We start from the raw sequence: 12,253 nt of genomic DNA on the forward strand, positions 1-12,253 counted from the left end.
GGGCATGACCGGACAGTACGGACTCCTCGCCCCCGTCTGGGCGGACACCGAAGCCGCCGCGGCGACCTCCGACGAGGCGGTCGTCTACGCCCTCCTGCACGTCGAGGCCGCCTGGGCGGAGACGCTCGCCGCCGCAGACCTGGCACCGGAGGCCAGCGCCCGGGCCGTCCGGCGGCTCTGTGAGGATCAGGCCGTTCCGCACGCCGCACCGATCGATCCCCGGGTGCTGGCCGCCGGGGGCGTCGCCGGCGGGAACCCCGTCATCCCCCTGCTGGGCGAGATCCGACGGGCGTTGGCCGATCGGGGCGGGTCGGACGCAGCCCTGCACCGCGGGGCCACCAGCCAGGACGTGCTCGACACGGCGATGAACCTGATCGTGCGCACCGTCGCCGCAGGGATCATCGCCCGGGCGATCCGCATCTGCGACGCCCTGGCCGCCCATGCCCAGACCCACCGGGGAACGGTGTGCGTGGCCCGCTCCCTGACCCGCCACGCCCTGCCGACCACGTTCGGGCTGCGGGCCGCCGGGTGGCTCGACGGTGTGCGGGAGGCGGTGAGTGCGCTCCATCGCGCCGTGGAGTCGCTGCCCCTGCAGTGGGGCGGCGCCGTCGGGACCCAGGCCGCCCTGACCGACCGGTACGGCTCCGGCGGTGCCTCCGAGCTGACGGATCAGCTCGCCGACAGACTGAAGATGCCCTCGGCCCGGCCGTGGCACACCCAGCGGCGGCCGATGCTCGACGTGGGATCGGCGCTGACCGGTGTGGTCGCCGCTCTGGGGAAGATCGCCGGGGACGTCCTCATCCTGCAGCGACCAGAGATCGCAGAGCTCGCCGAGCCCGCGGACGCCTCCCGCGGAGGCTCCTCCGCCATGCCGCAGAAGCAGAATCCCGTGCTGTCGGTGCTGCTCCGGTCGGCCGCCGACGCCGCCCCCGGGCATCTGGCCACGCTCTTCGGCGCCGCGGCCGCGGCTCAGGACGAGCGGCCGGACGGGGCCTGGCATGCCGAGTGGCCGGCCGTCTCCGAGCTGCTGCGTCTGGCCGGCGGGTCCGCCGTCCGGGCCGACGAGCTGATCACCGGACTCCGGGTCTTCCCCGACCGCATGCGCGAGACGGTCGACGACGCCGGTGAGGCCCTGCTGAGCGAACGACTCATGCAGCACCTGTCCTCGGTGCTCCCGGGAGGTGCGCAGGCTGTGCAGGAGGCGGTGCGCACCTCGCTCGCCGACGGCGCGTCGCTGCGGGGCCTCATCGAGGCCCAGCTGCGCAGCGCCGATCCGAACCCTGACCGCGAGGCGGCGTTGGACGCCCTCGACGACCTGTTCGACCCGGCGCAGTACCTGGGGCGGGCGGACGAGTTCGTCGATTCCGCCGTCGCCGACTATCAGCAGATACGGAGCGCATGGACATGACAGACGATCACCAGCCGACGGCCGCGCTGCGTCTGACCCCGCAGCTGCTGCACGGAGACGAAGCCCAGCTGAACGATCCGCCGGAACGGATCCTCGTCGTCGGCCCGTCTTTGGGGACCAGCGTCACGGCCCTGTGGCAGCCGACGCTGGAGCTCATGACCTCGGAGACGCCGGTCATCGGATGGGATCTGCCCGGTCACGGGATCCAGCCGGCGTCGGACGGACCCTTCTCCCTGGAGGAGCTGGCCGACGCGGTCGAGACGATGGTCGACGAGCTGGCGGGGACGCACGGATGGGCGAGGGAGACGGTCGTCGACGTCGCCGGGGTCTCGGTGGCCGGAGTCGTCTCCCTGCTCCTGGCGCTGCGCCCGAACACCCGGTTCCGGCGCGTCGCCGTGCTCTGCTCCGCCGCATCGATCGGCACAGCCGACGCCTGGCACGAACGCGCCGACCTGGTGGAGACGGCGGGGACGCCGACGATGGTCGCCGGTTCGGCCGAGCGGTGGTTCGGGCCATGTTTCATGTCCTCCCACGCCGAGATCGCGACGAACCTGCTGAGCAGTCTGCAGTACGCCGACCGGCACTCCTACGCCCATGTCTGCCGGGCGCTGGCCGAGGTCGACCTCCGTGATCGATTGGGGGAGGCGACCCGTCCGGTGCTGGCGGTCGCCGGCGAGGAGGACGTCGTCTGCCCTCCGGCGGACGCGGAGCTCATCGCCGCCGGTGTGCCGGACGGCCGATCCGAGACCCTGGCCGGCGTCGCCCATCTCGCCCCGGCGGAGGCCCCGGCCGCCGTCGCACGACTTCTGGAGGAGAACCTCGATGACTGAGCACGACCGGACGTTCCGAGAAGGCATGCGCGTACGCCGCGAGGTGCTCTCCGATGAGCATGTGGACCGGGCCGAGGCGAAGAAGTCGGGATTCACCGCAGACTTCCAGGAGCTCATCACCCGGTACGCCTGGGGCACGATCTGGACTCGGCCCGGCCTGGACCGGACCACCCGTTCGGCGATCACCCTGACCGCGATGATCGCCGGAGGGTACTGGGAGGAGCTGGAGATGCATGTGCGTGCCGCTCTGCGGAACGGCATGACGGCGGAGGAGATCAGGGAGGTCTTCCTGCAGTCAGCGATCTACTGCTCGGTGCCCGCGGCGAACGTCGCCTTCGGCATCGGGCAGCGGGTCCTCACCGAGGAGCTGGGCGAGGGCTTCGCCGACGATCTCGACGCAGGTCCCGATCCGAACCTCGACGAACAGCCCCCCTCCACCACCCGTTGACTCTGGAGTTCGTGTCGCTCTGGGCGCCATTCAGAGCTGAGAGCGACACGAACTCCAGAGTCAACGTCGGCGGTGGTGCGTCACGACGCGGGGAGGACCTCGCGGACGGTGAGATCCTCCTCGAGGAGGACCAGGTCGGCTCGGGCGCCGCGGCGCAGCACCCCGATGTCGTCGCGTCCCAGCAGCCGCGCCGGCACCTCCGAGGCGGCCCGAAGGGCGTCCTCGGCGCCGAACCCGGCCTCGTCGACGGCGAAGCGCACCGCCCGATCCATGGTGAGCGTGGACCCGGCGATGGTTCCAGTGTCAGCGATCCGGGCCACCCCGTCGTCCACCCGGACGTGCAGCCGCCCCAAGCGATAGTGCCCGTCGGGCCCGCCCGTCGCCGACATCGCATCGGTGATCAGCAGGCACCGTCCCGGCGCACTGCGGTGCACCCATCCGAGCATCGCCGGATGGACGTGGACGCCGTCGGCGATGAGCTCGACGAACGCCTCGCCGTCCTCCAGCAGCGCCGCCGCGGGCCCGGGCTCGCGGTGGTGCAGCCCCCGCATGGCGTTGAACAGGTGGGTGCCGGCCCGCGCGCCGGCGGCGAGCGCCTCGCGGGTCTGCCGGTAGGTCGCGTCGGAATGTCCGACGGCGGCGATCGCACCGGCCGCGGCGATCCGCCGGACGGCGTCCGTGCCCCCGGGCAGCTCGGGAGCCAGGGTCACCATGCGGACGACGCCGGTCCCCAGGAGCTCCTCGAGGACCGTCGCGTCGGGCGCGCTCAGCAGGTCGGGATCATGGGCGCCGGCACGCTCCCGGCTCAGCCAGGGCCCCTCCAGATGCACCCCGGCCAGGCGTCCGTCGCGGACGAGCGGTGCCAGATCCTGCACCGTGCGGAGCAGGCGCGCCGGATCGTCCGAGACCAGGCTGGCCAGCATGCTCGTCGTGCCGTGGGACCTGTGCGTCTGCCGGGCGGTCTCCGCCGCCTCTGCGCCGTCGTCGAATGCCGCGCCGCCGCCCCCGTGGCAGTGCACGTCCACGAAGCCCGGGGCGAGGATCCCGTCGACATGCTCGGCCCCGGCGGGCGGAGACCCTTCGCCCACCTCGGTGAGGTGGCCGTCCTCGATCCGCACCCAGCCGGGACGGAGGTCCCCGCTCGGATGCAGCATCGAGTCCGCGGACAGCACCCGCGCCATCAGGTGGTCTCCGGCTGGGCCTGCGCGTCCTCCTCTTCCTCACGGCCCGGAGTCTTCAGGTTCCAGAGCCGGATCGCCAGAGTGAACACGACGTAGTAGATCACCGCGTACATCAGCCCGATCAGGACGATCCAGATCGGCCCGGTGGCGATCCCCCAGTTCAGCAGCATGTCGAACAGACCGGCGGAGAACCCGAATCCGAGCTTCAGCTCGAGGAAGTTCACCAGAGCCATAGACGTTCCGGTGAGCACGGCGTGGATGATGTACAGCGGCCAGGCGACGAACATGAACGCGAACTCCAGCGGCTCGGTCACTCCGGTGAGGAAGGCCGTCAGCGCCGCCGAGAGCATGATGCCGCCGACGAGCTTGCGGTTCTTCGGCTTCGCGCAGCGCCAGATGGCGAAGGCGGCCGCCGGGAGTCCGAACATCAGGATCGGGAAGAAGCCGGTCATGAAGGCCCCGGCGGTCGGGTCGCCGGCGAAGAAGCGAGCGATCTCGCCGTGGGCCACGGAGCCGTCATCGCCCTCGTAGCTGCCGTACATGAACCAGGGGAAGTTGTTGAGGATGTGGTGCAGGCCGAGGGGGATCAGCAGTCGGTTCATCATGCCGTAGACGAACCCGCCGATGACGGTGTTGGCCGCCAGCGTCTCGCTGAGCGAGGTCAGTCCCGAATCGAAGGCCGGGTAGGGGAAGGCGGCCACGACGCCGACGACGATGCCTGCCAGCGCCGTCAGCAGCGGGACGAAGCGCCGACCGCCGAAGAACGCCAAGTACGGGGGGAGCTTGATGCGGTGGTACCGCTGCCAGAGCCAGGCGGAGAGCAGACCCATGATGATGCCGCCGAGGACCCCGTAGTTGATGAGCTCCTGCTCTTCGCCTTCTGGTGCGGCTCCGAGCACCATCGGTGACATGACCTCGGTGACGGATTCGTAGACCAGGTAGCCGACCAGGGCCGCCAGCGCGGTGGAGCCGTCGGCCTTCTTGGCCATTCCGATGGCGATGCCGATGGCGAAGAGGAGCGGCAGGTGGTCGAACAGCGCGGAACCGGCCGCACCGATCACCGGTGCGACCTCGTCCCATCCCAGGCCGTCCTCACCGAGCAGGTCCGGCTGGCCGAGTCGCAGCAGAAGCGCGGCCGCCGGCAGCACGGCGATGGGCAGCATGAGGCTGCGGCCGAACTTCTGCACCGGAGCGAGGTTGATCCTCGCGAACGGGTTGCGCCGACGTCGCGGGGTCGCCTCATCCTGCGCCGTGTCGGGGTGGTTCCCCGCAGTCGGATCTGTGGGCGTGTCGGACATGATCAGTTCCTCTCAGACGGCGATCCGTGGTCGGCCGGGACCTCCCCGGCGTGAAGAGACATGTGGACTTCGTAGCGGTCTCCCCGATAGCGGGAGACCACATGCTCGACCGGCACTCCCGCGGCATGGGAGATCCGGCGGAAGACGAGCAGCGGCACCGGAGTCTCGGCGCCGAGGTGTGCGGAGGTGCGAGCATCGGAGATCTCACCCCAGACGGTCTGCTCGGCGGCATCGATGACGTATCCGTACCGCTCTGCGAGCACGCGATACAGCGAGCCGCCGAGGTCCTCACGATCCAGGTCAGGCAGCAGGGAGACCGGGTACCAGCCCTCCTCGACGGCGACGGGCTCGTCGTCGGCGAGGCGGATCCGGCGGATCTGCCAGACCTCCTGGTCCGGTCGCAGCTTCAGCGCCTCGGCGACCGTCCCCGTCACGTCCCGCCGCGCCACCTCGAGCAGGACGGTCGACGGCACGTGGCCCCGCCGCCGCATGTCCTGGCTGAAGGAGGCGAGGTGCAGGCGCGAGTCGAGCCGCGGCTGGGCGACGTATGTCCCCTTGGCGGGGACTCGGGTCAGCAGACCGTCGGTGATGAGCTGCTCCACCGCGCGCCGGACCGTCGCCCGCGACACTCCGAAGTTCTGCTGGAGGGACCGTTCCGAAGGGATCGGCGAGCCCGGGGCGAGGTGGTCGCGGATGTGTCGGGCGAGGGCCTCGCGACACTGTTCGTGCTTGGGACGGGGCCCGTCGGTGATGGGCAGGGTGACATCCATGGTCGGCCTCACCCCTCTCACCGCGGCTCCCCTCAGAGCCTCTGATACGGTCCGGTACGTACCAGTTGACTATGGCTCTCGTCACAGTCGCTGTCAAGGACCTCGCGCGATGTCGATGCGGCGTCGCTGCGCGGCGGTGCGGGTCGATCCGATGTCGAGCGACGTCGGACCTGCCTACACTGAAGCCATCACCGACATCTGAGGAGCACATCATGAGCAAGGCGGAGGCGATCCTGGCCGGACTCGGCGGTGCGGACAACATCGTGGAGATCGAGCCGTGCATCACCCGACTGCGCACCGAGGTCGAGGACGCGGATCTCGTCGACCAGCAGGCGCTGAAGAAGGCGGGGGCCCACGGCGTCATGGCCTCCGGGACCGTCATCCAGGTCATCGTCGGACCCGAGGCCGACACCCTGGCCGAGGACATCGAAGACCTGCGCTGATGGATGTCCTCTCTCCCTGCACCGGCCAGGTCCACGCGCTGGAGACCGTGCCCGATCCCGTCTTCGCCGGCGGCCTGGTGGGTCCGGGCGCCGCGGTCGAGCCGCAGGACGGGCCGCAGGAGGCGGTCGCGCCCATCGCCGGACGGCTGCTGAAGGTCCACCCGCACGCGTTCGTCGTCATCGGCGAGTCGCGGCTGGCGGTCCTCGTCCATCTGGGCATCGATACGGTCTCCCGTCGGGGCGAGGGCTTCACCGTGCTCCGCAGCGAGGGCGAGGTCGTCGAGGCCGGGGCGCCGATCATCGGATGGGACCCGGCGGTCGTGCGGGAGGCCGGACTCTCCGCGATCGTCCCGGTCGTCGCACTGGAGGCCACGGAGGACCGGATCGCCGAAGAGGCTCGGGGCGAGGTCTCCTCCGGGGCCACGCTCTTCGTCGCCCGCGACTGACCGAGTCCTCCCCCAACTGACCGACTCCTCCTCCGCGACCCTCCGATCATCCGGACGGGGTAAGCGCAGGCTGTGGGCATGAACACCTTCACCGGATGGCCGTAGACGAGTACGATGTACTGAGAACGCACACTTGTTCGCCCACCGAACACGAGGAGGTCAGGGATGCAGGAGACGTTCGTCTACGACGCCGTCCGCACCCCCTTCGGCAGATTGGGCGGAGGCCTGTCCGGGGTGCGACCGGACGATCTCGCCGCCCATGTCATCGCGGCCACCCTGGAACGCTCCTCCGCGCTCGACCCCGCCGCCGTCGACGAGGTCGTCCTCGGCAATGCCAACGGTGCGGGCGAAGAGAACCGAAACGTCGCACGGATGGCCTGGCTGCTGGCGGGCCTTCCCGTCTCGGTCCCCGGCACCACGGTGAACCGGCTGTGCGGTTCGTCGCTGGATGCGACGATCATGGCTGCGCGGCAGATCGCCCTCGGGGACGCCGACGTCATGGTCGTGGGAGGTGTGGAGTCGATGTCCCGCGCGCCCTGGGTCCTCCCCAAGACCGAGCGACCCTTCCCCATGCAGAACCTCGAGCTCTCCAACACGACCCTGGGCTGGCGGCTGATCAACGAACGCATGCCCGCCGAATGGACCGTCTCCCTGGGCGAGGCCACCGAGCAGCTGCGGGAGAAGTACAGCATCGGCCGTGACCGGCAGGACGAGTTCGCCGCACGATCCCACGCTCTGGCGGTGGAGGCCTGGGAAGCCGGCCGCTACGACGACCTGATCACCCAGTACCCGGACGCGGAGCTGCCGCGTGACGAGACCGTCCGAGACGGCGTCACCGCAGAGAGGCTCGGCGGGCTCCGCACCGTCTTCCGTCGGGAGGACGGCACGGTCACCGCCGGCAACGCCTCCTCGATGAACGACGGCGCCTCGGCGGCGCTGTTGGGCTCGGCGGCCGCCGCCCAGGTCATCGGACGGAGCCCGACGGCCCGCGTCGCGGGCTGGGGCGCCGCGGCGAACGAACCTCAATACTTCGGCTTCGCCCCGGTGGAGGCCGCCGACCGGGCCCTGCGCCGGGCCGGCATCTCCTGGGACGACGTCGGCGCGATCGAGCTCAACGAGGCCTTCGCCGCCCAGGCGCTGGCCTGCACCGACGCCTGGGGCGTGGACCCGGACATCGTCAACGCCTGGGGCGGCGCCGTCGCACTCGGCCACCCGCTCGGCGCCTCGGGCACACGCCTGATCGGCACCCTGGCCGCGCGTCTGCGGGCAGCCGGAGCACGATGGGGCGTGGCGGCCCTGTGCATCGGCGTCGGCCAGGGGCTGGCCGTCGTCCTCGAGAACACCGAGACCCACTGAACGCCGTAGGGCAGAGAGGCACCGATGACCACGATCGCAGAGAACGCCGCCGAAGCCGTGAGCTCGGTGACGGACGGCTCCACCATCCTGATGGGCGGCTTCGGCAACGCCGGACAGCCCATGGAGCTGATCGACGCGCTGCTGGAGTGCGGCGCCACGGACCTGACCGTGGTGAACAACAACGCCGGCCAGGGCGACGCCGGGCTGGCGCTGCTCATCCGCGAACGCCGCGTCCGACGCATCATCTGCTCGTTCCCGCGACAGTCCGACTCCTGGCACTTCGACGAGGCCTACCGGGCAGGTGAGATCGAACTCGAGCTCGTGCCCCAGGGGAACCTGGCGGAGCGCCTGCGCGCCGCCGGTGCGGGCATCGGCGCCTTCTTCACACCCACCGGGTACGGCACCGAGCTGGCCGAGGGCAAGGAGACCCGGGAGATCGACGGTCGGAACTACGTGCTGGAGCACCCGCTGCGCGGCGACGTCGCCCTGATCAAGGCGCTGAAGGCGGACACCGTCGGCAACCTCGTCTACCGCAAGACGGCCAGGAACTTCGGTCCCGTCATGGCCGCCGCCGCCTCCACGACCGTCGTCCAGGTGGACGAGCTGGTCGAGGCCGGAGGGATCGACCCGGAGCACGTGGTCACCCCCGGAATCTACGTGGACACCGTCACCGTCCTGCCCGACGCGACCGGCCGCAGCGCCTGAAGGAGCACCAGATGAGCACCGACACGTCAACGCTGAGCCGCGAACAGCTCGCCGAAAAGGTCGCCGCCGACATCGCCCCCGGGTCCTACGTGAACCTGGGCATCGGCCAGCCGACCAAGGTCTCGGACTTCCTCGACCCGGAGCAGGGCGTCACCCTGCACACCGAGAACGGCATGCTGGGCATGGGTCCGCAGGCCCACGGCGAGGACATCGACGAGGACCTGATCAACGCCGGCAAGATCCCGGTCACCGAGACCTTCGGGACCAGCTACTTCCACCACGCCGACTCGTTCGCCATGATGCGCGGCGGCCACCTGGACGTCTGTGTCCTCGGTGCTTTCCAGGTCTCGGCGGCCGGGGACCTGGCCAACTGGTCGACCGGCGCTCCGGATGCGATTCCCGCAGTCGGCGGGGCCATGGATCTGGCCATCGGCGCCAAGGACGTCTTCGTCATGATGTCGCTGTTCGCCAAGGACGGCAGCCCGAAGATCGTCCCGACGCTGACCTACCCGGCCACCGGTCTGGGCTGCGTGACCAGGGTCTACTCCGACCACGGCGTGTTCCTGCTCTCCAGCGACGAGGAGGGCGCACCGGTGGTGACCCTCCGTGAGGCCTACGGGCTGACTCCCGAGGAGATCGCCGAGAGGCTGGACGTCGAGGTCGTCGACGGCACCGGGTCCGCGGTCTGAGGGGGATCCCGCCCCCGCCCGATAGTGTCGTGAGCGTGACAGAGGAGAACACCGAGGCTGACGCCCCGCGCAAGGAGGACTTCGTCCGTTCATTGGCCAACGGGCTGAAGATCCTGGAGGCGTTCGCCGCCGGAGAGCCGAGGATGACGTTGTCCGAGGTGGCCCGCCGCACCGGGCTGTCCCGAGCCTCGTCGCGGCGGATGCTGCACACGTTGGTCCATCAGGGCTATGCGACCACGGACGGCCGGGACTTCTCGCTGACTCCCCAGGTCCTCAACCTCGGCATGGGCTTCTCTGCGGGCGGCGGGCTGCGCGACGTCCTGCAGCCGGCCCTGCAGACCCTGGCCCGAACGGTGGACGAGTCCTCCTCCGCCTCCGTCCTGGCGGGTACGGAGATCATCTACATCGCCCGCGTGCACACCCGCCGGATCATGCGGATGGACCTCGACGTCGGCACGCGCCTTCCTGCCTTCGCGACGTCGATGGGGAGGATCCTGCTGGGCGACCTCGGATACGAGGAGCTGCGCAGCACCCTCGCCGGATGGCATCGGCCTCAGCTGACCCCCACGACGGTGACCGACGTCGACGAGCTCATCGCCCTCGTCACCGAGGCTCGCCGGGCGGGCTTCGCCATGGTCGATCAGGAGCTCGAGGCCGGCCTCCGCTCGGTGGCCGTGCCCGTGCGCCACCCCGACCACGGGGTCGTCGCCGCCATGAACGTCTCCGTCTCCGCGGGGCTGGAGTCCGCGGAAGAGTCTCTGTCCCGCGTCCTGGACCCCCTGCGGGAGTGCGCAGAGAGGGCCGAACTGTCGGTCCGGGCGTGGGAGCGCGGCACGGGCGCGCTCACCCGGCACACCGCGAGGGCGTCAGGGTCGATCCGGAACGCGTAGTCAGTGATCCGTCAGCCAGGACACCACCACGTCGCCGATCATGCGGCGCAGACGGGACCGGTTCGCCTCGTCCTGGAGATCACGCCCGAAGAGGTAGCCGAACGTATAGGTGTTGGCCACCTGGAAGACGCAGTAGGAGCTGATGAGGAGATGCACGTCGAGGGCATCGACGTCGTCGCGGAAGCATCCCTGCTGACGTCCGCGATCGAGGATCTCGTCGAGCAGGTTGAGCGCGGGCTGGTTCAGATCCCTGAGTGATTCGATCTGTCGGATGAAGTTCCCGCGATGGATGTTCTCGATGGCGACCAGGCGGATGAAGTCACCGTTCTCCCGGTGATGCTCGAAGGTGAGCTCCGTGAGCTGACGCAGGGCATCTGTGGGGTTGAGCTCGTCGATCCGCAGCTCTCGCTCAGCCTGACGGATGCCCCGATAGGCCGCTTCGAGGACGGCGAGATACAGCTGCTCCTTGCCGCCGAAGTAGTAGTAGATCATCCGCTTCGTCGTCCTGGTGCGACGAGCGATCTCGTCGATCCTGGCCCCTGAGTAGCCGGAGTCGGCGAACACCTCCGTCGCCACCGACAGCAACTCCGACCTGGTCCTCTCGGCGTCACGCTGACGAATGATCTGTCCGTTCATGAGTGTCACCTTACTGAACATCATCCGTCGGAGTGGCTCAGCCGAGGACCGCCCGGACGACGGACCGGGGTCAGGAACCGCCGAACCGGCTCCTGACCCCGTGCCGCTGACCCGTCACTGATCGGCAGTGCCGCGGATCGCGTCGAACACCTCGCGGGACTCGCCCTCGAGGTTCTCCTCGAAGTGCTCGAGCGCCTGGTCCTGGAACGCCTCGACGTCGACGTCGTCCACGACTTCCCATTCGCCGCCGTCGCGCCACTCGTCGAGGACCTCCTCCTCCTCGTCGGCCACGCATTCAGTCACCTCCGTCACAGCATTCTCGACCGCTGAGGTCAGAACCTCCTGCTGCTCCTCGTCCAGCTCATCCCACACGGAGCCGATGATCACGAGGTTCGTGTTGAGCTGATGGGAGGAGAGGCTGAGATAGTCCTGCACCTCGTTGAGGCTCTCCGACTCGATGTTCGTGATCGGGTTCTCCTGGCCGTCCACGGCGCCCTGCTGCAGCGACAGGTACAACTCTTCATAGGCGACCTCGGTGGCGTTCGCACCGAGGGCCTCCGCGTTCATCAGGTACTGCGGGGATCCGGGGAAGCGGATCCTCAGCCCGGAGAGGTCCTCAGGAGAACGGATCGCCTCATCAGCGGTGAAGTGACGTGCACCGGCCGACCAGACGCCGAGGGTGTGGATGCCGGTCTCCTCGGCGAACGACTCGATCACCGGATCGGAGTCGTCACTGTCCATGAACTCCTCGAGGTGATCGGCGTCGTCGAAGACGTAGGCGGCGTCGAAGATGCTGACCGGCTCATGGACCGACCCCAAGGCTGAGGCGCCCTGGATGTCGATGTCGATGTCTCCCGAGGTCACAGAGGCGATGCGGTCGCTGTCGCCTCCCAGCTGACTGGAGCCGTAGCTCTCGATCTCCAGGCCGACATCCGCTGATGCGACCTCCTCTTCGATCAGATCCACGCCGCATTCGACCTGCGGCTGATTGTCGTTGTAGCTGTGTGCGAGCGTCAGACTCGTCGTGCCTCCGTCGCCGTCGCCTTCGCCGTCCCCCTCACCTCCTCCGCCGCAGCCCACGAGGACGAGCATAGGGGCGGTCGCGAGCGCCGCCAGTCCGGTCATTCTGGTTCGATGCGAGGACATGGTGATT

General features: G+C 69.6%; 14 protein-coding genes. 9 read left to right on the forward strand and 5 right to left on the reverse strand.

What is annotated here, in order from left to right; translation table 11 throughout:
* Positions 1-4: 4 nt before the first annotated feature.
* From N7E59_RS05015 to pcaC, 3 genes are read left to right on the forward strand one after another with little or no spacing between them, the layout of a single operon-like run.
* On the forward strand, positions 5-1,408 hold the full coding sequence (locus tag N7E59_RS05015; RefSeq protein WP_261623820.1) for a lyase family protein: 1,404 nt from the start codon (positions 5-7) through the stop codon (positions 1,406-1,408).
* Positions 1,405-2,238 carry an alpha/beta fold hydrolase gene (locus N7E59_RS05020; protein ID WP_261623821.1) on the forward strand — a complete coding sequence of 278 codons (834 nt, stop codon included), beginning with the start codon at positions 1,405-1,407 and terminating at the stop codon, positions 2,236-2,238. Before N7E59_RS05015 ends, N7E59_RS05020 begins: the two co-directional genes overlap by 4 nt.
* A complete protein-coding gene (gene pcaC / locus N7E59_RS05025; RefSeq protein WP_261623822.1) occupies positions 2,231-2,686 on the forward strand; it encodes a 4-carboxymuconolactone decarboxylase in 456 nt (151 codons plus the stop codon). Before N7E59_RS05020 ends, pcaC begins: the two co-directional genes overlap by 8 nt.
* 80 nt (positions 2,687-2,766) lie before the next feature.
* Here the strand turns inward: pcaC and nagA are convergent, their stop codons facing one another.
* The 3 genes from nagA to N7E59_RS05040 are packed head-to-tail and all read right to left on the reverse strand — an operon-like array spanning position 2,767 to position 5,935.
* Positions 2,767-3,867 carry an N-acetylglucosamine-6-phosphate deacetylase gene (gene nagA / locus N7E59_RS05030; RefSeq protein ID WP_261623823.1) on the reverse strand — a complete coding sequence of 367 codons (1,101 nt, stop codon included), beginning with the start codon at positions 3,865-3,867 and terminating at the stop codon, positions 2,767-2,769.
* Positions 3,867-5,165: a PTS transporter subunit EIIC gene (locus N7E59_RS05035; RefSeq protein ID WP_261623824.1), complete on the reverse strand. Its 1,299-nt coding sequence runs from the start codon at positions 5,163-5,165 to the stop codon at positions 3,867-3,869. The genes nagA and N7E59_RS05035 overlap by 1 nt, the downstream gene beginning before the upstream one ends.
* 2 nt (positions 5,166-5,167) lie before the next feature.
* On the reverse strand, positions 5,168-5,935 hold the full coding sequence (locus N7E59_RS05040) for a GntR family transcriptional regulator (RefSeq protein WP_261623825.1): 768 nt from the start codon (positions 5,933-5,935) through the stop codon (positions 5,168-5,170).
* A 212-nt stretch (positions 5,936-6,147) separates the two neighbouring features.
* On the opposite strand from N7E59_RS05040, the gene N7E59_RS05045 reads away from it, so the two are divergent.
* From N7E59_RS05045 to N7E59_RS05070, 6 genes are all read left to right on the forward strand, one after another.
* A complete protein-coding gene (locus N7E59_RS05045; protein WP_261623826.1) occupies positions 6,148-6,378 on the forward strand; it encodes a PTS glucose/sucrose transporter subunit IIB in 231 nt (76 codons plus the stop codon).
* Positions 6,378-6,824 carry a PTS sugar transporter subunit IIA gene (locus N7E59_RS05050; RefSeq protein ID WP_261623827.1) on the forward strand — a complete coding sequence of 149 codons (447 nt, stop codon included), beginning with the start codon at positions 6,378-6,380 and terminating at the stop codon, positions 6,822-6,824. The genes N7E59_RS05045 and N7E59_RS05050 overlap by 1 nt, the downstream gene beginning before the upstream one ends.
* A 165-nt stretch (positions 6,825-6,989) precedes the next feature.
* On the forward strand, positions 6,990-8,180 hold the full coding sequence (locus N7E59_RS05055; RefSeq protein ID WP_261623828.1) for a thiolase family protein: 1,191 nt from the start codon (positions 6,990-6,992) through the stop codon (positions 8,178-8,180).
* Between the two features lie 24 nt (positions 8,181-8,204).
* Positions 8,205-8,885, forward strand: a complete 681-nt coding sequence (locus tag N7E59_RS05060; protein WP_261623829.1) for a 3-oxoacid CoA-transferase subunit A — start codon at positions 8,205-8,207, stop codon at positions 8,883-8,885.
* Between the two features lie 11 nt (positions 8,886-8,896).
* Positions 8,897-9,574, forward strand: coding sequence for a CoA-transferase (locus N7E59_RS05065; protein ID WP_261623830.1), 678 nt, complete (start codon positions 8,897-8,899; stop codon positions 9,572-9,574).
* 35 nt (positions 9,575-9,609) lie between these two features.
* Positions 9,610-10,464: an IclR family transcriptional regulator domain-containing protein gene (locus N7E59_RS05070; RefSeq protein WP_261623831.1), complete on the forward strand. Its 855-nt coding sequence runs from the start codon at positions 9,610-9,612 to the stop codon at positions 10,462-10,464.
* Here N7E59_RS05070 and N7E59_RS05075 read toward each other — a convergent pair whose 3' ends face one another.
* Together N7E59_RS05075 and N7E59_RS05080 are read right to left on the reverse strand one after the other, a co-directional pair.
* Positions 10,465-11,100: a TetR/AcrR family transcriptional regulator gene (locus tag N7E59_RS05075; protein WP_261623832.1), complete on the reverse strand. Its 636-nt coding sequence runs from the start codon at positions 11,098-11,100 to the stop codon at positions 10,465-10,467.
* A gap of 114 nt (positions 11,101-11,214) precedes the next feature.
* Positions 11,215-12,246, reverse strand: coding sequence for a DctP family TRAP transporter solute-binding subunit (locus tag N7E59_RS05080; RefSeq protein ID WP_261623833.1), 1,032 nt, complete (start codon positions 12,244-12,246; stop codon positions 11,215-11,217).
* Between the last annotated feature and the right edge of the window lie 7 nt (positions 12,247-12,253).

The sequence above is a fragment of the Nesterenkonia marinintestina genome (genome assembly GCF_025420485.1).
Classification (GTDB): domain Bacteria; phylum Actinomycetota; class Actinomycetes; order Actinomycetales; family Micrococcaceae; genus Nesterenkonia; species Nesterenkonia marinintestina.

Coding starts and splice junctions, on each gene's coding strand:
- N7E59_RS05015 (WP_261623820.1), top strand. CDS start 5: ATGACCGGACAGTACGGACTCCTCGCCCCCGTCTGGGCGGACACCGAA.
- N7E59_RS05020 (WP_261623821.1), top strand. CDS start 1,405: ATGACAGACGATCACCAGCCGACGGCCGCGCTGCGTCTGACCCCGCAG.
- pcaC (WP_261623822.1), top strand. CDS start 2,231: ATGACTGAGCACGACCGGACGTTCCGAGAAGGCATGCGCGTACGCCGC.
- nagA (WP_261623823.1), bottom strand. CDS start 3,867: ATGGCGCGGGTGCTGTCCGCGGACTCGATGCTGCATCCGAGCGGGGAC.
- N7E59_RS05035 (WP_261623824.1), bottom strand. CDS start 5,165: ATGTCCGACACGCCCACAGATCCGACTGCGGGGAACCACCCCGACACG.
- N7E59_RS05040 (WP_261623825.1), bottom strand. CDS start 5,935: ATGGATGTCACCCTGCCCATCACCGACGGGCCCCGTCCCAAGCACGAA.
- N7E59_RS05045 (WP_261623826.1), top strand. CDS start 6,148: ATGAGCAAGGCGGAGGCGATCCTGGCCGGACTCGGCGGTGCGGACAAC.
- N7E59_RS05050 (WP_261623827.1), top strand. CDS start 6,378: ATGGATGTCCTCTCTCCCTGCACCGGCCAGGTCCACGCGCTGGAGACC.
- N7E59_RS05055 (WP_261623828.1), top strand. CDS start 6,990: ATGCAGGAGACGTTCGTCTACGACGCCGTCCGCACCCCCTTCGGCAGA.
- N7E59_RS05060 (WP_261623829.1), top strand. CDS start 8,205: ATGACCACGATCGCAGAGAACGCCGCCGAAGCCGTGAGCTCGGTGACG.
- N7E59_RS05065 (WP_261623830.1), top strand. CDS start 8,897: ATGAGCACCGACACGTCAACGCTGAGCCGCGAACAGCTCGCCGAAAAG.
- N7E59_RS05075 (WP_261623832.1), bottom strand. CDS start 11,100: ATGAACGGACAGATCATTCGTCAGCGTGACGCCGAGAGGACCAGGTCG.
- N7E59_RS05080 (WP_261623833.1), bottom strand. CDS start 12,246: ATGTCCTCGCATCGAACCAGAATGACCGGACTGGCGGCGCTCGCGACC.